Below are 18,350 nucleotides of genomic sequence, written 5' to 3'. Positions count from 1 at the left end.
TTGATAGCACTTACTGAGGTTGCTAACGCGGATTGCTATATCGTTAGAGGACATCCGCAAACCCTTTTCTGGTTTTCTGGAACAAAGCATAACCAGCCCAAGCTACTACGGTAGCGGCAACTGTATAAATACCCAAACCAACCCAATTGGGTAAATGACCCCAAATTAACACTTCGCGAGCTTGCTCAATAATAAAGGTGAGCGGGTTAGCCATGATGAATGGACGAAATTGTTCTGGGACTGCGGTCACCGGGTAAAACACTGGTGCTAAAAACATCATTACCATTATAACTATACCGATAACTTGGCCAACATCGCGCAAAAAAACGCCTAATGATGCCAATAACCACGCAAAACCAAGTGTGAGAATGACAAATGGCAACAATACTAGGGGTATAAAAACAGTTGTCAAATGCAAATATCCGCTAAATATAACAAATGCGATGAGCAACACACATAAACTGATCATGCTATGAAACAGTGCGGCAGCCATACTGATGACGGGCAAAATTTCAATTGGGAATACTACCTTTTTAACGTAGTTAACATTAGAAAGAATCAGGCTGGGAGCTCGATTAAGTACTTCAGCAAACAGCCCGTGGACTATCATGCCGACAAATAGCACAACAGCAAATAGCGCCTTACTATCTTCACCCTCAACACCCCAACGCGCCTTGAACACAACCGAGAACATAAAGGTATATACCACCAGCATAAATACTGGATTGAAAAACGACCAAGCCAAGCCCATGACCGAGCCTTTATAGCGGCCAACAACTTCGCGCTTGGTCATTTGCACAATGAGCGGACGGTTGCGCCACAGACTTTTGGCCAACGCCACGAGCGATGTGGGTTGCGCTGCATGCGGGTTAATTGTTGTTGATGCGCGGGTCATGGAAAGTGTTCCGCTGTTGTTGATCTTTTGGAGACAAGATCCGTTCTCCGTTAGCAAGCTATTTTATATCAATAGTAAGGTCATAGCAAACAATAGCTCATAAACAAATATTACCAACCTTAAAGCTAGCTCGCCTACGCCGTAGCGCCAAGATCTCTCGCACGATAATCTCTATAAATAGTAGGATAAGTGCTGCAATAACAAAGATCTGTGCCAGATCCTGCTTTGCAGAGAACTGCTTTATAAATTGGCGCAGCTCCTGAGCGCTAGAGTTAAGCCTGCCGCCACTGCGTAATGAAATCTGCTCTAGTAGCGCAAGATTTGGAGCACGGTGTGGGTGTTCCCCAAAAAGCTCTCCAGGTAACGACCAGGCGACTTCAGGCAGCCTCTGTTTGCCAATTGAGATAGTCGCCTTATAGGTACCGGCCATAGCGCTAGGCAATCTGCCCTGATAGTGCCCACGCGCCTGGGGGGCTAGGGTAAGAGCCTGTACCGTGCCCTGCGGTGTAACTAGACTTGCATTAATCCTGCCCCCCTCCTGGGGCTCATCAAAGAGAGCCAGGTCAACTACAAGCTCGCCCCCCTCTACCCACGAGCGCAGGTCAAAGCGAGTTGTTGTAGGTTTTTCAGCGCTAGGGGGCTGCGCAGATTCAACTAGCTCCGACCAGAACCCCTGTAGCTCGGACCACCGTACCCAGTTCGATGACCAGCGCCCATTTGCATCAGAGGTAAAGGCGATAGCGCGCCCCTTACCAACGCTCCATGAGGCGAGGAGTGGAAAGCTCTTGCCCGCAGCTTCCGTGACGAGCAGCTCAGTACTGGCCCCCTCCCTTGCTATCGTCTGAACAAAGCCGCGTAATGTTGGGAAGTTTCTAAGTGAGGTAGTGACTATTCCGCTCGGTCCGGTGCGCACCGGAAGTTCCGGCTCCTCTTTGATGGTCTGTTCACCGGTCGAGACCTTCACATCTGAGAGAAAGATACGGGGAAGATTGCGCGGATCTTCTGTCTGATAGAAAGATCCACCACCAATTTCGGATAACTGCGCCAGAAAGGCATCGGGAGTCTCGCTGCCCACTAGTACCGTTGAAACTGTGATCCCGAGAGTTCGCAATTGCTTAATGAGTTGCAGGTAATAAGGGCCCTGATCAGGAATCTGGCCATCGGTTAAAACTATTAGGTGCTTTCGTCCCGCATTAATGCGCGATAATCCACGACGCCCCTCCTCAAGGGCTGGATAAAGGTTGGTTCTATTAGTTGGAAAGAGTCGGCTAATTCTATCCGCCGCAGTCTGACGCACATCTCGGACCTTAGAGATCGGCAGAGCGATAAAGGCGACCTCCTCAAAACCGATAACTCCAACGTAGTCATCATCTTTTAAGATCCGAACAACCTCGAGCGCGGCAGTTTTAGCGAATTCAAGCCGATTGTCCTGCGCCATGCTGCGCGATTTGTCGATTACGAGCTGCACGGCAACGTTAAGCCGTTTTTTTTCAGTATGCGGAGGAACTAAGAGCACAGGGAGCTGCGCCTCTATATGAGAGCCGATATAGCCCCCAAGCCCAAAGCTCCTATCGCCCCCCACCATTACAAGCCCCCCACCCTCTTTGATAAACTCAGGTAAGGCCCGCATAAATTGCTCTGGGATAGCAGCAGCGGGAACATTATTTAGGATAACGACGCGGTAATCAGCAGGGGCCCCAAGGGCGCCAGGCGCTATAGTCGCGCCTTGCAACACCTCAGAGCGGAGCTGATAGGCTTGGTTCGTTAGAATAGTGGAGAGAAGGCGATCGTCGTCACGTGAGCCGGAAAGCAGGAGCACCTTGTTGCGCTTCTCAGAGGTAAGCCACGCCGTGCGGGTCATCGAGTGCGGCCCCGTTCCGTCCTGCCAGGAGAGGGTCGCTGTTACGCTGTGCAGCCCCTCAAGCTTGGAATCACTCTCGGTTGTTACCAGGAGATCCTCTCCTGGTTTAATCTCCACCCCGTTACTAAAAACTACGGAATCACCGTGCAGAACTTGAAGCTCTCCGCGCTGTGCAGTTAAAGCTGAATTGGTAAGGGCAACCCGAATCTCGGCGCTCTTTTGCGCCTGCACCGTAAGGGGGACAGAGAGTTGAGAGATCTGAAGGGAGCTGTCCTCTGATTCGCCAAGAGCCGTTAGGGGAAAGACCTTCGTTGTTGTTAGAGTTGATAACGCACTCGCGGCGCTCCCCGCTGTTTCATACCCATCAGATAATAACAGCGCTACAGAGGGCGAGCGATCGCCTAGTGTTCTAAGTGCGGCACCTAGATCTGTTGCTCCAATATCGAGCCGCTCCCATCCGCTACGCAGCTCTAAATAGCTTTGGGTTGCGGGGCCCTGCCAAGATGAAGATACAGAACCACCGAAAGGGATTACGGTAAGGGGGATCCCTAACTCCTGGCCAAGAGCGCGCGCTTTTTTAAGTAGCTCCTCGCCCTGTTGCGGCGAGACACTTGAGGAGATATCAACCAAGGTAGTGAGGCCCTCAACACCACGCTCGGTAGTTAAAAATGGCCCAGCAGTCGCTACGATTATGGAACTTAAAACCAGTAGGCGTAACAAGCCTATCGTTAGAGACTCTATAGTTCTTGAGCCCCTTGCTCGTAAGGTAAACAGCATACCTAAAGCAAAGATCGGAATAATTCCAAGTAGTATCGGGTACTCAAAGTTCACCTAGCCCTCCAATTACTACTACGCTTAATTCGAATAGCGATATCTATAAGGAGTACGAGTAGAGCTAGCAGTGCTAACCAGGAGGCGAGCGCAAGTGGAGCACGTTGTTTAAGAGATGCCCCTTGAGTAGTGGCTTCAATTGAGATCGTTTGCGCTCTTGCGAGGTCTGATTCCTGATCGGAGAAGAGATTAAAGGCCAAAAACTTACGGGTGCTATCTTTTTCACTTAGGTAGCTAACGACTCCAGGCGTATTAATCATTACCACGTTAGAATCAGTCAGTAAGGGCGCGGCCGATAGCGGCATAACAGATCGAAGCTCCTTAGCCCCGCTTGGAAAGATAGATCTACCGAGATTAATAGCGCCAAGTGGGGTAGCGCTATTAAAAAGCCACTTAAAGGCGTTTAGCGTTAAAACGGTTATCGTAGGAGTGCTGAGCCCCTCAAAGGGAAAGATCTCAAAACCTGTCACTAGGTAGCGAAAGCCCCCTGATTCCCCTGCACACGCTAGCGCCCCTGAGGAGGAGAGGATAATCGACAACGAAGATTCCGGACACCGGAGTGCTGCGGCTCGCTCAATTGAAAGGAGGGTGGGATTAACGTAGCGCAGCAATGGATGAGATTGAATCCAACGCGTGATCGGAGGAGCTGTAAGTATTTGAGGCGCTACTGCGCCCCCCCAGGGCAGTGCGCCTACTGGTGGAGAGATAACGAGGCTAGGCGCCTGCATCTCAGAGCTCGCAGTGGTACGGTGAAAGATAGTCGGCACCGTTTTATTAAAGTTCGTAGCCTGTGCTGATTCTATTCGCTGAAACTGAAACCCTTTAAGTTCTGTCAGCCCAAGCTCCTGCAGAGAGAGGGGGCTAACGATCTGAATAGCAGGGGCGTTATCGGCGCGCGCGATCCAGCCCTCGTTATCAATCTGGAGAGCCTCTCGCTTAGTATCATCTCCGTACGAGCTAATGCGACAGAACGCCCAAGTAGGATCTATAGGACCTATCTGACTTGAGTTGGCAGTAACAGGGGAAAGTTTAATTGAGATAGGAGCAGGCGCTGAGAGCTCCGCACCATCTGCCGAGAAGCAGGATGCAGCGACCTGTATAGAGATCTCCGCTGGCGCTAGCGAGGAGAGCTCTATCGTAATTGTCTGATCGGTATTAGCCGAGAGTGAGCGTATCCAGATATTGCGCTCCGTTAAGGGGTTCGTTGGGATAGTTGTAACCCGTAGGCCAGCTGGTACGCTTTGATCCTTTAGGGTTCTGTCGCTATAGAGCCAGATCTTATCGAAGGAGCCTTGTGAGAGGAGCGATCTAATCTGAGCATTTAGATTGTCCTCTAAATAAGTTGGTTTAAGGGAGTTGATAGCCCACACTGCTACAGGAGCGCTAATTAGGGGCTCCGAGGCCGGCAGAAGTTCAGAGGCCGCTCCGTATACTGAGAAACGCCCCTCTACAAGAAACTGCGAGACATCAGCGCTTGCAATACGCTGGGCCGTTTCGAGTCTAGTTTGACCAGCTTCATTAATGGCCCCCATACTAAGGGAGGTATCGATAACTACGGCGATACGCTGGCGTGAGTCTGTAGCAAGGAGCCCCGCAGCCGCCAAAGAGAGCAGCGAAAGTGCCGCCAACTCAAGCCAAAACTGTAGTGGCGGAACGAATGTTTTTCGCGCGCTTAATCGTTGCGGTAGATTCCTGATTAGAAAAAGGGTTGAGATCACTAGATCGTGCGCGGTTCCCCGCGCACGAAAGATATAGATGAGTAGCGAGGCAGCGAGGGGAATTCCCACTAGAAACCAGGGCGCGGCTGCTCCTAATGTCACCCCAAGTACAGAGATCATATAAATAGCCCCATACGGGTAATTGTATCGGTAGCGCCGTGGTGTGGATCGGAGCTGGCAACGGTCGAAACGAACTGCATCTGATTAGAGAGGCAGTGCTCACGGATGCGCCTGTTGTGCTGAGTGATTAGGTGCTGATAGTGATTGCGAGCTTCCGAATCAAGCATAACACCTAACTGCTCCCCCGTTTCACTATCGGTAACGGATATTGCGGCAGATTCTGGAGCAGGGTTTAGATCCGATGCGTGTAGTACCTGCACAGCGTGCAGCTCCATATTACGGGCCCTGAAGCTAGCAAGGAGTAAAGCAACCTGCTCAAGTGGATAGAGAAAATCTGAGATAAAGAGGCAGATTCCTGGAAATGAGACACGCGCCGCCGCCCTGCGGGCCTCCTCGAGCAGATTTAGAGTACGAGGCTCAGATGAAATTATGGACTCACCAGATTTAGTAAGAAAGGAGCTCAGGGGATAAAAGGCCTTGGCACCCCAGTAGCGCGGGCTATGCGCGCCCCCTAACACTGAGATCGTAACGGGGTCCTGATTTGCAAGCGCAATATAAGAGGTAAAGGCCGCTATATATGTAGCAAGCTCCCACTTCTGCCTAAGCGCTGGGTGTGTGAGCGATCGTGAACCATCGATTACTATATGGAGCGCTACGTTCTCCTCTTCGAGATATCTTTTTACAAGTAACTTGTCGCTACGAGCGAAGAGGTTCCAGTCTATGTAACGGGGATTATCTCCGGCCTCGTAGTTTCTATATTCTGCGAACTCAACACCGTGACCCCGTCGCTGTGAGCGATGAGAGCCCTGTCTGATGCCGAAGGAGGCACGCCGAGTACGGAGAGCCATAGCGCCTAAGAGTCGGAGGGTTTCAGGAGAGAGCTGCATACCGAGCGATCCTACTTAGCGTTACGGACCTCCTCAATTAGGTCGTCGGTAGAGATGCCATCGGCCTCTGCCTGAAAATTAAGGATAATGCGGTGACGGAGCGCAGATTTGATAACGCTTCGAATATCCTCAAAGGAGAGGTTAATACGGTGATCAAGGAGAGCGTGAACCTTTGCTGTAAGTACAACCGCCTGTGCTCCACGTGGCCCAGGACCAAAGCGCACATACTGACGGACCTTAGGTGTTGCAAATTCAGAGCCCGGAGTAAGTGCAGCGATAAGGCGCACGATCACCTCCTGCATCGGATCTGAGACAACAACGTGACGCACCATGCTTTGCATCGAGGTGATATAATTTACGGCCTCCTCAGGCGGAAAGATCGGCTGAGCGGTGCTGACGTTAGTGCCGGTTGTGCGCGAGAGGATCTCTTTAAGCTCCTTGGAAGATGGAGATGGCACCACAATCTTAACCAGGAATCGATCCAGCTGAGCCTCTGGCAGGGGGTAGGTTCCCTCTAACTCTATAGGGTTCTGCGTGGCGAGCACAAAGAACGGTTGCGGCAGCGGATAGGTCTGATCGAGAACGGTTACCTGGCGCTCCTCCATCGCCTCTAGCAGAGAGCTCTGTGTCTTCGGTGTTGCTCGATTAATCTCATCTGCTAGCACTATGTTTGCAAAGAGCGGACCCTGTCTAAAGACAAAACGGCGTTGCCCGTTACCATCCTCCGTTAGGATCTGGGTGCCGGTAACATCTGAGGGCATTAGATCAGGGGTGAACTGAACACGCTTAAAGGAGAGCCCAAGGACATTTGAGAGCGATTTTACTAGTAGGGTTTTGCCGAGCCCCGGCACCCCCTCCAGTAATACATGCCCCCTAGCGCAGATGGCCACCATGGTGCCCCTAACGACATCCTGCATCCCTACGATCGTTTTTCCGACCTCCTGCTCAATGCGCGCAAAGGTTGATTTAAAGTCGACTATCGCACGCTCAAGGGCGGCTGCATCACGGATATCTAATTCTTTCATAGTATGCGAGGATTTATAGGCTCAAACCAATCTAATCTACAGCGACACCGCGGGTGCCGCAACGGTGGTCTAGCGATCTGCGGGGTCATGTTATATATTTGCCAATTATTCAATTTCCATTTACCGAAGAGGCATTACAATATGATTAGAGTGGCAAATGGAGAGGATGTCCACCAGATTGCTGAGACTCATGTCGCATCTTGGAGGACAACTTATATTGGACAGGTTCCCCAATCTTACTTAGATGAACTTTCGGTGCCAAAGAGAGAAGCGGCCTGGACCGAGGCGCTTGCTATGCCAGATCATCGCGTGTTGGTGGCTGAGATTGATAAAAAAATTGTAGGATTCTCTAGTTTTGGGCCTTCGCGTGATCTTGATGCGTCACCGGGGATTGGCGAGCTTTATACAATTTACCTAATTGAAGCACACAAGGGACAAGGTCTGGGTAAAGAGCTCTGGGATCAGACCCGTGATTTGATGCAGCAGCTTGGCTACACCGAGGCAACTCTTTGGGTTCTAAGCACTAACAAACAGGCGCGTGATTTCTACCAAAAAGTTGGATTTGTATTAGACGGCAAAGAGAAAAAAGATACGATTGGTGGACAGGAGGTCAATGAGTTGAGGTATAGACTAACGGAGTTTTTAGGGAGGCTATTATAAAAAAGTTATTGTTTGTATTACTGCTCAGTATCGTTGGGTGCCATATGCTAAAACCGTCAGCTCCGCAACTAGAAGGTGCCTATGCCGCCAAGGGGACAAATTCCAATGGTTCGTCCTACGAGGGGCTGGTCGTCATTCGAAAACATAGCGACGGGCTGTATATGGTCAAATGGCAAATTGGACCCACAAACTACTCTGGTATTGGGGAGTTAAAGGGTGACACTTTAAGTGTTGATTGGGGATCGGGGTCGCCCGTTATTTACCACCTCGAACCCGATGGAAGCCTAAAAGGCACTTGGGATAAGGGCGCGGCCACCGAAAATTTAACGCCGTAAGTTACGAACATTTTTTCAACGAATATAGATCGTAACGCATATAATGCGACATTGCATTACGACCTGTTTGTTGTTTTGCAGCGCCTCCGCGCAGCGCTATAGCGCTTAACGAATGAAATATTGATCATTGGTACGGGGTTGCTTTCTAGGCCCCCACATGAATTAGTAGTGGGAAAAATCGAGTAAAAAAACACTACTGCGCGCTTATATCAATTGGACCTGAAATAATTGCATCAACAATTGGAATATCTTGCGTGCGATCAAAATTAATGATTTGCATGTTGAGTGACTACCAAACAGCCCATTCTTATAGCGTTGCCTGTTTCCTTGATGTCACCAACGTATATGCGAGCCCCTGGAATACGATCTGCTGACTTGATTAAAGCATTAAACTCTTTTCTTGTTTTCGCATGAATATGAACTACTCCTGAAACTGGATATGGTGTGCCCTCAGCCCAATCGTAATCGATTAGATGCACCCAATGACCATCATATTCTGTCCGAATCTGATCCCAATTAAGTTTTTTCATAAGCCCACCCCTGTCTGATTGAAGCCATTAGAAATTTTAAGAACGGGTTCGATTTATCTAGCATTGGTAAGGGGTTACCTTGTATCCCCTGCCCCCAGAGCTTAGTTAGTGGTAAATAGTTACGTAATATCTTTGAGGCGATTCCAAAGGTCGCTGATAGCAACTACTGCGGTATCTTTAAAGGACATACCACTATAGGCAGTTACCACCCACCTATCCACAATCGTCAGACCCAAGGAGTCAACGAGCTCCCTTTGTTTTTTAGACCAGTCTTCCGGTGTTGTTTTAATCTCAATTGCAAGATAGCGCTGATTGCCTAGATTAACGAGTAGATCTATCTCTACTTTCTCCTTTGAACGCACGAAATAGAGGGTTGGCTTGCTGCCCCGATTCAAAAAGAATCGGACGACCTCTCCTATGACCATATTTTCAAAGAGGTGTCCAAATTGAGGACTATTCAGAATCGGCTCTGGAGCTTGCCATCCCTGTAGGCATACGGCGAGACCGACGTCATAGAAGTAGTACTTAGGAGCCTTGGTCAGTCGTTTATTTAGGTTGGTATAGTAAGCTGGTAACTGGAATGCCACCGCATTGGTCACAAGCAGGGACACCCATGATTGAACGGTCGTAGCGTCAACGCCGGCTACCGTGGCTATGTCTGAAGCCACAAAAAGCTGTCCGATTCTTCCGGCAAGGAGGTGCAGCACTTTCAGGAAGGCGGCACGCCTCTCAATGCCTGCGGCCGCCACGATGTCCCTCTCGATGTATGTTGACACGAGATCATTGAGGTAGCGAGTCACATCAAGATGCGGTGATATATACAGTTCTGGCCATCCTGCTCTCATGAGATACGTACCAAGCGACCATCGTTCTCCGAGCTCGTGAATGGAGAGGGTGTTGAGATCAAAATAACTTGCTCGACCAGCGAGAGACTCGCCAACCTCACGATACATGAGCGTCTGATTCGACCCTGTAAGCCAAACATCGGGCATCTCCCCGCATCCCGATATGCGTGCTTCGTCGACCCGTCGCTTGAGCTCGGGAAACAGGGCCGGAGCAAGCGGGGCCTCGTCTAGAATTACCTTGCTGGGGAGTTGATCAAGGAAGAATCTTGGATCTTCTTGCGCACGAAGACGAGTAACCGCATCGTCGAGATAGACGAGGGAGTGGGTTCCAAGTTTTGCCAGCAATGACGTCTTCCCGACCTGTCTGGGGCCCCGTAAGACTTTTATTGGTAAGGCGATATTTGATATTGCACTAAGCGATAAATCTCTTTTAATCCACATGGTTGACTGTATACGACTCAGACCCTAGATTAGTCAAGTTGTTTCTAGGGCTCCCCGCTCGGCAATCACCGCGCAGCGCTAAGGCAATGCCGTTACCATATAAGTTTCAAGCAGTTAAGGGTTGCTTTGCATATTAGGAATTAGCTGCTTTTACAGCTCTTCAGAGGCGTTGATGGGTTATCTCAGTACTACAAGGTGGGTGAGAATTAGTAGTGGGAATTTAGTAGTGGAGCTTCTACGGCCCCTTTAAAATATCGCTGTACTCCAGCGGAATCGGCTGCTCGCCCCGCTGCAGTGAGCCCTTAGGTTTGGCCAGCGGCAGATCCTCGATAGTGGTCTTCGCTTGCGCAGGCTCTAGGTTCTTTTCAAGGTTAGAGCTCTCGTCAGTAAAGCGCTCATCAATCGCCTCCTTAAGCGATCCGATCGGAGCCTCTTTAAAGCCCTGATTAGATCCCAGTCCAGCGCTCCCTGCACCGTCAGAGAGGCCCCCCGTCTGCGCAGGAGCATCTCTGTCGGGAAGAGCGGAGCGCTCCCCGTTGCTATCCTGCTCCCCCTGCTCTTCGTTTTCGGTTTTTTCGGAGGGCTTTTGCTTTGCTTTATCAGAGCCGCCACTATCAGAGTTTTCCTTATTCTGCTTTGAATCGGAGTTGCTGTTTTCGCTCTTTTCGGGGTCGCTCTTGCTAGGCTCTTTAGCTGCACCCTTGCCAGCTCCCTTGGAGTCTGCGCCCTGTGCGCCTGCTTGCGAGCCAGACTGTGACTGTGACGGTGACTGTGACGGTGACTGTGGCTTTGATTGTGGTTGTGGGCCCTTTTCGGCACCAGTCCCTTCCTGCCCTTGCCCCTGTTGTTTCACCCCCTGCTCTACTTCGTTTAGCGCAGCCTCTAATTGTTGTAGGCTAGAAGATTGAGAACCGGAGGCGCTTGAACCGCCCTGCGCACCCTGTTGGCCTGCAGAGCCCTGCTTCTCTCGATCCTGCTTCTCTTGGCCCTGCTTTCCTGTGGCGCCAGAGGCTTCGGCGCTACCTGAGTTATCGCTGCTCGAATCAGAGTCAGAACTTTTCCCAGAGCCCTGACCCTTACCATCACCACTGCCCACACCCTTTCCTTCACCGCCTTTTCCTTTCCCTTCGCCCTCACCAGCGCCCTTTCCACTACCCTGCCCATCTCCGTCACCCTGCTGGCCCCCCTGCTCTTTAGCGCTGGGATCTTTATCCGCAGCAGATTCACCCTGATCCGACCCGCCCTGCTGCTTCTGCTCCCCCGCTTGCTCCTGTTGCTCTGAGCCCTGTTGTGATGGGTTATCGCCGGACTCCTCCTTCTCAGCCCCTTGGCCGGAGCCGGATTGCTCCTTTGCGGACTGCTCTTCTTTCCCCTGCTCTTTCTTTTTCTGCTCTTCTTCTTTCTGTTCTTGCGCGCCCGGCTTCTGCTTCTCTTTCCCCTGCTGCTTCTCTTCCTGTGGCTCCTGCTTTTTTTGTTCGTGAGGCCCTGGTGTTGGAGGCACCGGTATCGGGGTCGCCTGCGCCTGCTTCTGCGTGGGCTCCTGAGGATACTCCCGTGTCCCCTTTGATCCCTGAACTGTACGCTCGCCCAGACTCTTGCCTCTCTCTGATTCGGCCAGGGCCTGCTCCAGCTCCTTACGAGCACCATTAAGCTCCATATTTATCTGCGAGCTTCCTAGCGGTGTATCTTTAATAGCCTCAGCCAGCGCTAGCGCCTGAGCCCGTAGCGGTTCTGGAATGGTAGGATCTGCGGCGAGTATACTTTCAATCTTTGCGGCCAGCGCTAGAAGCTTCGGTTGAGGGCGAAATACAAAGAGTAGGATTGCAGATAAAGTTAGTAGTAGCGCCGTAATGAGGGCGCAGCGCTCACTCCCAGATAGTTTAAATGGGGCTATCTGTGCCGGGTGCGTGCCCTCAGCTAAGATCTCTGAGAGTTGCTGCGAGATAAAGACTGAGCGCGCAGTATCAATAGGATCAAGCGAGGATCGTAGAGAGAGTAATGCGCTGAACCTCTCCTTGGTAGGTAACGCCGCATCAACTAGGATTGCGGCCTCCTCAGGAGAAACCGCCCAGGGGCGCACGCCAGCCCTTATTAGATAGAGCGCGAACGTCCCGAGCAGCAGGAGAGCAGAAAACGCGCACCACCACGGATACCAGCTGTGCAGGATGCCGATAGTTACGAGGCTCGCTATAATGGTAAAGATCAGAATCGCAAGAGAGGCACGGCGATTTTGAAGCTCCTTACCTTGAACTGCCGCTAGTAGTGATTCAATGCTACTCGACATATAGGTAGCTATGGAAAGATCGGCGTTGTTTCTGCTGGCGGAGTATCAGTATCATTATCACCGCGCTGAAATTTATTTACGGCGTTATTATGCTGATCAAGATCTTCAGAGAAGATATGACGTCCAGCGCCATTACCGACGAAGTAGAGGTAGTTCGTTTGCGCCGGATAGAGTGCTGCTTTTATGGCAGAGATACCTGGGTTTGCTATCGGACCGGGCGGGAGCCCTCGAATTAGATAGGTATTATAAGGTGTAAACCTCTGTAGGTCGTTCTTTGTGATGTTTCCATTAAAGTTAACGATCCCATAGATAACGGTCGGATCGGCCTGTAGTCGCATGTTGCGGTTGAGTCGATTGTGAAAGACAGAGGAGATGATGGGCTGCTCCTCAAAGTTGCCGGACTCCTTCTCAATAATCGAAGCTAGGGTAAGGATCTCGTGCTTCGACATCTTGAGCGTTACTGCCTGCTGAGCCCACTCCGCCTGCCAGGCTTTATTAAACTGCTCGCGCATCGTGGTGATGACTTTATTTGCCGGCGTATTACGCGGGAACTGATAGGTTTCGGGAAAAAGGTAGCCCTCGAAGGAGTTCGCCTGAATGCCCAGCTCGCTAAGCAGAGCCTGGTTCTGAAGGGCTTGATCAAAGAGTAGCTGCGAGACGATTCCGGACTGCTCTAACAGTGGGCCGATCTCAGAGACCCGCGCACCCTCCTTGATAGTGACCCTGTGTAGGACCATCTCTCCATTGACCATCTTATCTAGGATCTGCTCGGCGCTCATCGCCGCTGAAAGCTGATACTCACCGGCCTTGATAGAGGTATCCTTGCTTTGAATGCGGGCGATAATTCGTAGCGACCAACTGCTGCGGATAAGGTACTGCTGCTCTAGCTCCTTAGCGATCTCACGCAGGCTTTTATGCTCGGCAACGCTAAAGAGCGTGGTTTGGGTCTGTGCGGGGTTAAAGGGCTCAGTGAGGTAATGCTCAAGCCCACGGAAGGTCAGAGCAATGGAGGCCAGGGGCAGAAAGAGATAGAGGAATGTAAGGATAAGTTTTCGAATCACGAGAATTCCCTAACTACTAGAATTTAATTCGAAGTAACGCTCCAGGATCAAACACGCCGCAAATGCATCAATGTGCTGCTCTCCCCTAGATACCTGAGAGAGCCGCTCCGTAGCCTCCAGGGATGAGAAGGCCTCATCTACGTATACAATCTCAATCTTTACCCTTTTAGCAATACGACGAACGAAGCCCTCAACCATGTTACAGGCTGGGGTACGCTCTCCGCTCGCTCCAAGGGGAAGCCCAACCACAAGTAACGAGGCGGACCTGTTTTCAATCTCAGCGAGGAGCGCCTTTTCAGCTCCGTACTTAGCCCTAAGGTAGACCCCGACCGGAAATGGAATCCTGACCGTACCGTCAGCCACAGCGATCCCCACCCGTATCGTTCCAACATCCACCCCAAGGATAACCATGCCTAACTATTTGCCCCAGTATAAACTTGTCGTCCCCTGTTAGGAGAAAGGATAAAGGATAGGAAGATCGATTCACTTTTGGCAAGTATTTGCTTCAAGGTGCAGAGTGGTTCCCGTGAGGATTTTGTAGGGCTTGGCCCTAACCGCAGCACCTCTAGGGTGGTTCTGGTGCAGGTTGTGTGAGGGAATATGGTGTAAGTCGCCAAAAAAGGAGCAATAGAGAAGATTCTGCTTTAAAGTAGTAAATCCAAAATGATATAATAGCGGTTCATTCATTTTTGGGCACTAGCTGCGTACCGTGGAATTCAAGGAAGTCTCTAAATTAACAGCAGGAAACAAGGTTGCCATCGTGTCACCTTCATGGGCAGCTCCTGCTGTTTTTCCGGAAGTCTATCAATTTGGATTGAAGCGGTTGATCAACCTGTTTGAACTAGAGGTGCTCGAATTCCCAGCTACTGGCAAGCTCGATGCCACTCTCGATGAAAAGGCGTCCGATTTAATAGCAGCCTTTCAGCATTCGGAAGTTAAGGCCGTCATAGCGACCATTGGCGGAAACATACAAGTAACCTATATTCACAAAATTCTCTCTACCGCATTCGTTGAACATCCCAAAGCATTTTTTGGCTACAGTGATAACACTCATTTCTGCAATTATCTCTGGTTAAGAGGAATTCCATCTTATTACGGCGCATCAATCCTATGTCAATTCGGCATGCAAGGAGATATGGATGCTTATACGGTCAAGCATCTGCGCCATGCGCTGTTTGATAGAGGCATGATTGAACTTCACCCAAGTCCTGAATTTAATGATGAGGGAATGAGTTGGATTGACCCTGAAAATCTCTCAAGGCGAAGGAAGTACCAAACAAATGAAGGCTGGCATTGGGATGGTAGCGGTTCTGCTGATGGAATTACCTGGGGAGGAGGCCTGGAGTCGATCGATGAAATGTTACGACACGGAGTTCCCATCCCAAATCTGGAACAGTTTGGCGAGGTAGTGCTGTTTCTTGAGACTTCAGAAGAGATCCCCAGCTCCGAGTATGTATTTCGTGTGGTTCGGGCTCTTGGTGAACGTGGAATATTGGAACGAATTCGAGGCATCCTTGTTGGTCGCCCGAAGGCATGGGAATTCAACAATCAAAAATCCGATGAGGATAAGCTTGTCTATAAGGAGGAGCAGCGTGAAACTATCCTGCGGGCAGTACGCCAATACAACAAGGACATTCCGGTAGTTCAAAATTTAGATTTTGGACATACTGACCCTCAGATCTGCCTGCCAGTGGGAAGAAAGGCGATCATAGATAGCAAAGAGCGGAAGTTATTCGTGGAGTTTTAGTCGCGTAACCGCTCAGGTCATCTGAAACTTCGCCGTAATCTCAATAGCTTGAATCGCGACATTAAACTACGGTGACCAGTTACCAAATTTAATCGTTAAACCCTCTTTTGGCTTACAAGTATTGTCATTTTAGTAAATCACTTTACAAAATACATTGCATTTTAGTAAATTGTTTGCTAAAACCCAGAAAATGGAGCTAGAGCAAATACTACACTTAAGCACCTTGGCGAAGGCGCAGGGGGGCGGCGGGGCATTATTCCGCACGGAATTTCGGCAGATTATCTTGCATAAAGATAAAGTTTTTCTGGCACTCCTTGGTCCGAGGGGCGTGGGCAAGACAATGTTGCTTAAGCAAGTTCACGCACAGTCGAATGATTCCATATATATTTCTTTAGACACTCTCGAACCTGACACAGATTTATTTTTACTGGTTCAAAAGCTTAACCAAGAGTTTAAGTTTAAAAAATTCCTTCTAGATGAAGTGCATTATCTTGAAGATATAAACCGTTTTCTTAAGATGATTTTCGATTCTTTAGAGGTGGAGATCGTTTTTTCAAGTTCTGTTGCTTTAAAGTTAGTTGAGTCGGCACATGATTTATCGAGGCGCGTAAAGGTAATACCAACGTTACCATTTACATTCAGAGAGTTTTTAAAATTTCAATCTGTCCCTGTCCCCCCGGCGATTAGTTGGGAAGACTTACTGGAGAGTAATTTTACCGCGGAACATATTGCGCATGCGCCATTATTTAACAAATATTTAATGGGGCATAATTACGCTTTTAGTTTGGAAGTAGATGATATCATGCCGGCATTGAGAGCAAATCTTGAGAAGGTGATTGGATATGACATTCCAAGATTGAGGAGTTTAAATATCGATGAACTAAATAAAATAAAAAAGGTATTTCAATTCATTGCGAGAGCACCCGTATCAGACGTAAGTCCAAGCAGTATTTCTAATAATTTAAAAATAACTCGCTACAAGGCCTGCCAGTATTTAGAGCTTCTTGAGCAGGCTTTTATAGTTCGGCAGGTGCAACCAAGAGGCACGAATGTCATGCTCGAGCCAAAGATTCTTCTAACATTGCCATATCGACTTTTAGAATTGCCTTATAAAAATGCAATTGGTGGATTGCGAGAAGATTTCGCTACTAGTTGTTTTATATCTGCAGGGATGGATTTTTCTTATTTAAAATCTATCCGAGGTGAAAAAACACCAGATTTCATTGTGGGAAAAGGCACAACTGAAGTAGTGATTGAAATAGGAGGATCAGGTAAGACATTTCGGCAATTCAAGGGAATGCCAGAAAAGCTAAAAAAAGTCATCTTTAGTGATCAACTAGAAGCTAGCAACTCAAAAATACCACTTTTTTTGCTTGGTTACCTTGAATCTTGTCCCGTCCCACGTAGATAGCACCACCTCGATCCCACGAACTGGGAGCCATTTAGATCATTGGTATAGATCATTGGTAATAGATCATTGGTACGGGGTTACTTCTGCTCCACGAAAAAAGGAGCAATAGACACACGACCGCCGCAGGTCCGAGAGGATGTGGGAACGAGGTTGCGCTATGTTGCGCGGTTGATGGGCCAGAATTAGCCTCGTACCAATGATCTTATAGCAATGATCTTACGCAGCGTGAGTTTCCAAACGGAAAGATATTTTACTAAACCAGCTTTTAAAACTACCTCAAAAACACCGCCTACATAGTTCACAACAACTGGATCGTCGGTATTGATAAAAAAATCTCTAGGTTTAAGGACGAGGGATACTGGTATCTCTGACCTGTCTTGGGGCATAGTTTTTCGATCCTACGCTGCTTGGGCGGCTACTTTGACCTCCCCGGGGGGGATTAGCCCCGAAAAGGGTGGTCCATTCAAAAAAAAGAAGTTAGATAGGACGCGGAGAGGGGGTTTGCACTTCCTGCCGGAGTGGTACAGCTAAAATGGAGAGCCATGGGCAAAATAATTAAAAAGATCTTGATAGCGGTAGCTCTACTGAGTTTTGTTGCTGTGGTCTGGGCGAATCGGAGTGGAAAGTTCTCGGTAAAGCCGTTTGATTACGGAGGTGAGCTTATCCCCGTGTCTGAGTCTACCGCCGTGCCCTCTGGAGTTACTCCAGTGCGGGTCGGAATGTTCATTGAGAATGTGTACGATTTAAACCTTGCTACTCAGTCTATCGCGGCAGAGCTCGTTGCGTGGGTTTCATGGCCACAAGCGTTTCAGAAGCTCCTTGAAGAGGAAGATCTAAGTATCGAGCAGGTGATTACTCCGATTAACCGCGTGAACTCGTGGGACGCAGTGACTAAGACGCTTCATCCCAAGCCGGTTCTCATGCCGAATGGAGATTATAGCCAGATGTTGCGGTTTGCCGGTCGTTTTTACATCGACGGGATGAACCTGCATCGCTACCCGTTTGAGAGGATTACAGTTCCTATCGTGCTTGGCTTAAACTTTATCAGCGATGCCTTCGATTCGAACAAGGTGAGACTCGTTGGAGACAAGACCCATTCAGGAGTAGGACCGTACATCGATAATATCGGATTTGTGACTAATGGATTCGCACTCCGTGAATATCTCCAGCGTTATGGGACCGGTTTTGGCTTCCATGACGCAGGCAAGAAGAGTTCGACTGAATTCAGCCAAGTAAGATTGGAGATAGAGTACCATAAATCGGCGTTCGCCTCGATCATTCAACTTATTATTCCTTTGGTGATTGTGATGATGATGGTGCTCCTGGCACCAACTCTCGAAGCTTCGCTGTGGGAGGTTCGAATCGCAATCCCTTCAACCGCGCTCTTAACGCTGGTTTTTCTTCAGCAGGGGTATCGACAGAGTCTTCCGATATTGCCGTACATAACCTATCTAGATCAGGTCTATGGCGCGTGTTACCTCGTTACCCTTGGCCTGTTCTGGCTCTTTGTATGGGCCTCGAACAAGCTTAACGATACGCCTGAGTCAGAGCGGGGTGCGATGATCGCCCGTCTTAATAAGGTCGATATTCGGTTCCAGATATTCTTCATGGCTTTTTTGCTTGTATCCACAGTGTATAATTTTGTGAGGCCGCTCCATTGAGATAAAAAGGGGCGTTGATGCGCCCCTTTTCGTGCTTA

15 protein-coding genes are annotated in these 18,350 nt (G+C 49.4%); 5 read left to right on the top strand and 10 right to left on the bottom strand.

All coding sequences use genetic code 11. From position 1 onward, the window contains the following. Positions 1 to 43: 43 nt before the first annotated feature. From NTV65_04525 to NTV65_04505, 5 genes are all read right to left on the bottom strand, one after another. Complete coding sequence (locus tag NTV65_04525; protein MCX6114469.1) at positions 44 to 895, bottom strand: ABC transporter permease; 852 nt, start codon at positions 893 to 895, stop codon at positions 44 to 46. A 97-nt stretch (positions 896 to 992) separates the two neighbouring features. Continuing rightward, the gene (locus NTV65_04520; GenBank protein MCX6114468.1) at positions 993 to 3,587 is read right to left on the bottom strand and encodes a VWA domain-containing protein; all 2,595 of its coding nucleotides are present in this window, start codon (positions 3,585 to 3,587) and stop codon (positions 993 to 995) included. Beyond that, the gene (locus NTV65_04515) at positions 3,584 to 5,425 is read right to left on the bottom strand and encodes a hypothetical protein (GenBank protein MCX6114467.1); all 1,842 of its coding nucleotides are present in this window, start codon (positions 5,423 to 5,425) and stop codon (positions 3,584 to 3,586) included. Before NTV65_04515 ends, NTV65_04520 begins: the two co-directional genes overlap by 4 nt. Then, entirely contained in the window at positions 5,422 to 6,312 is an 891-nt protein-coding gene (locus NTV65_04510) for a DUF58 domain-containing protein (protein ID MCX6114466.1), read from the bottom strand. Before NTV65_04510 ends, NTV65_04515 begins: the two co-directional genes overlap by 4 nt. 11 nt (positions 6,313 to 6,323) lie before the next feature. Then, positions 6,324 to 7,337 (bottom strand): MoxR family ATPase, encoded by a 1,014-nt coding sequence (locus NTV65_04505; protein ID MCX6114465.1) that lies wholly within the window; start codon positions 7,335 to 7,337, stop codon positions 6,324 to 6,326. 141 nt (positions 7,338 to 7,478) lie between these two features. On the opposite strand from NTV65_04505, the gene NTV65_04500 reads away from it, so the two are divergent. Continuing rightward, complete coding sequence (locus NTV65_04500) at positions 7,479 to 7,997, top strand: GNAT family N-acetyltransferase (protein MCX6114464.1); 519 nt, start codon at positions 7,479 to 7,481, stop codon at positions 7,995 to 7,997. Between the two features lie 44 nt (positions 7,998 to 8,041). Further along, a complete protein-coding gene (locus NTV65_04495) occupies positions 8,042 to 8,332 on the top strand; it encodes a hypothetical protein (protein ID MCX6114463.1) in 291 nt (96 codons plus the stop codon). A 266-nt stretch (positions 8,333 to 8,598) separates the two neighbouring features. Here NTV65_04495 and NTV65_04490 read toward each other — a convergent pair whose 3' ends face one another. From NTV65_04490 to ruvX, 5 genes are all read right to left on the bottom strand, one after another. Beyond that, positions 8,599 to 8,862: a hypothetical protein gene (locus NTV65_04490; protein MCX6114462.1), complete on the bottom strand. Its 264-nt coding sequence runs from the start codon at positions 8,860 to 8,862 to the stop codon at positions 8,599 to 8,601. Between the two features lie 119 nt (positions 8,863 to 8,981). After that, a complete protein-coding gene (locus tag NTV65_04485) occupies positions 8,982 to 10,148 on the bottom strand; it encodes a DUF4143 domain-containing protein (GenBank protein MCX6114461.1) in 1,167 nt (388 codons plus the stop codon). 235 nt (positions 10,149 to 10,383) lie between these two features. After that, positions 10,384 to 12,432 (bottom strand): hypothetical protein, encoded by a 2,049-nt coding sequence (locus NTV65_04480; GenBank protein MCX6114460.1) that lies wholly within the window; start codon positions 12,430 to 12,432, stop codon positions 10,384 to 10,386. A gap of 8 nt (positions 12,433 to 12,440) precedes the next feature. Next, the gene (mltG, locus tag NTV65_04475; GenBank protein MCX6114459.1) at positions 12,441 to 13,493 is read right to left on the bottom strand and encodes an endolytic transglycosylase MltG; all 1,053 of its coding nucleotides are present in this window, start codon (positions 13,491 to 13,493) and stop codon (positions 12,441 to 12,443) included. Between the two features lie 9 nt (positions 13,494 to 13,502). Then, entirely contained in the window at positions 13,503 to 13,904 is a 402-nt protein-coding gene (gene ruvX / locus NTV65_04470; protein MCX6114458.1) for a Holliday junction resolvase RuvX, read from the bottom strand. A 298-nt stretch (positions 13,905 to 14,202) separates the two neighbouring features. Between ruvX and NTV65_04465 the strand changes: the two genes are divergently transcribed. The 3 genes from NTV65_04465 to NTV65_04455 all read left to right on the top strand — a co-directional run bounded on the left by NTV65_04465 (position 14,203) and on the right by NTV65_04455 (position 18,312). Beyond that, positions 14,203 to 15,240 (top strand): LD-carboxypeptidase, encoded by a 1,038-nt coding sequence (locus NTV65_04465; protein MCX6114457.1) that lies wholly within the window; start codon positions 14,203 to 14,205, stop codon positions 15,238 to 15,240. A gap of 190 nt (positions 15,241 to 15,430) precedes the next feature. Further along, a complete protein-coding gene (locus NTV65_04460; protein ID MCX6114456.1) occupies positions 15,431 to 16,651 on the top strand; it encodes an AAA family ATPase in 1,221 nt (406 codons plus the stop codon). Positions 16,652 to 17,193: 542 nt separating this feature from the next. Further along, positions 17,194 to 18,312 carry a hypothetical protein gene (locus NTV65_04455; GenBank protein ID MCX6114455.1) on the top strand — a complete coding sequence of 373 codons (1,119 nt, stop codon included), beginning with the start codon at positions 17,194 to 17,196 and terminating at the stop codon, positions 18,310 to 18,312. Positions 18,313 to 18,350: the final 38 nt, after the last annotated feature.

Source organism: Pseudomonadota bacterium, from assembly GCA_026390555.1.
Taxonomy (GTDB): domain Bacteria; phylum Bdellovibrionota_C; class UBA2361; order UBA2361; family OMII01; genus OMII01.
This window is presented reverse-complemented; position numbering and strand designations above follow the sequence as displayed.

What these genes read in the sequence shown, in the direction of transcription:
- NTV65_04525 (MCX6114469.1), bottom strand. Translation starts at nt 895, where the DNA reads ATGACCCGCGCATCAACAACAATTAACCCGCATGCAGCGCAACCCACA.
- ruvX (MCX6114458.1), bottom strand. Translation starts at nt 13,904, where the DNA reads ATGGTTATCCTTGGGGTGGATGTTGGAACGATACGGGTGGGGATCGCT.
- NTV65_04515 (MCX6114467.1), bottom strand. Translation starts at nt 5,425, where the DNA reads ATGATCTCTGTACTTGGGGTGACATTAGGAGCAGCCGCGCCCTGGTTT.
- NTV65_04490 (MCX6114462.1), bottom strand. Translation starts at nt 8,862, where the DNA reads ATGAAAAAACTTAATTGGGATCAGATTCGGACAGAATATGATGGTCAT.
- NTV65_04505 (MCX6114465.1), bottom strand. Translation starts at nt 7,337, where the DNA reads ATGAAAGAATTAGATATCCGTGATGCAGCCGCCCTTGAGCGTGCGATA.
- NTV65_04495 (MCX6114463.1), top strand. Translation starts at nt 8,042, where the DNA reads ATGCTAAAACCGTCAGCTCCGCAACTAGAAGGTGCCTATGCCGCCAAG.
- NTV65_04510 (MCX6114466.1), bottom strand. Translation starts at nt 6,312, where the DNA reads ATGCAGCTCTCTCCTGAAACCCTCCGACTCTTAGGCGCTATGGCTCTC.
- NTV65_04455 (MCX6114455.1), top strand. Translation starts at nt 17,194, where the DNA reads ATGGGCAAAATAATTAAAAAGATCTTGATAGCGGTAGCTCTACTGAGT.
- NTV65_04460 (MCX6114456.1), top strand. Translation starts at nt 15,431, where the DNA reads ATGGAGCTAGAGCAAATACTACACTTAAGCACCTTGGCGAAGGCGCAG.
- NTV65_04480 (MCX6114460.1), bottom strand. Translation starts at nt 12,432, where the DNA reads ATGTCGAGTAGCATTGAATCACTACTAGCGGCAGTTCAAGGTAAGGAG.
- NTV65_04485 (MCX6114461.1), bottom strand. Translation starts at nt 10,148, where the DNA reads ATGTGGATTAAAAGAGATTTATCGCTTAGTGCAATATCAAATATCGCC.
- NTV65_04500 (MCX6114464.1), top strand. Translation starts at nt 7,479, where the DNA reads ATGATTAGAGTGGCAAATGGAGAGGATGTCCACCAGATTGCTGAGACT.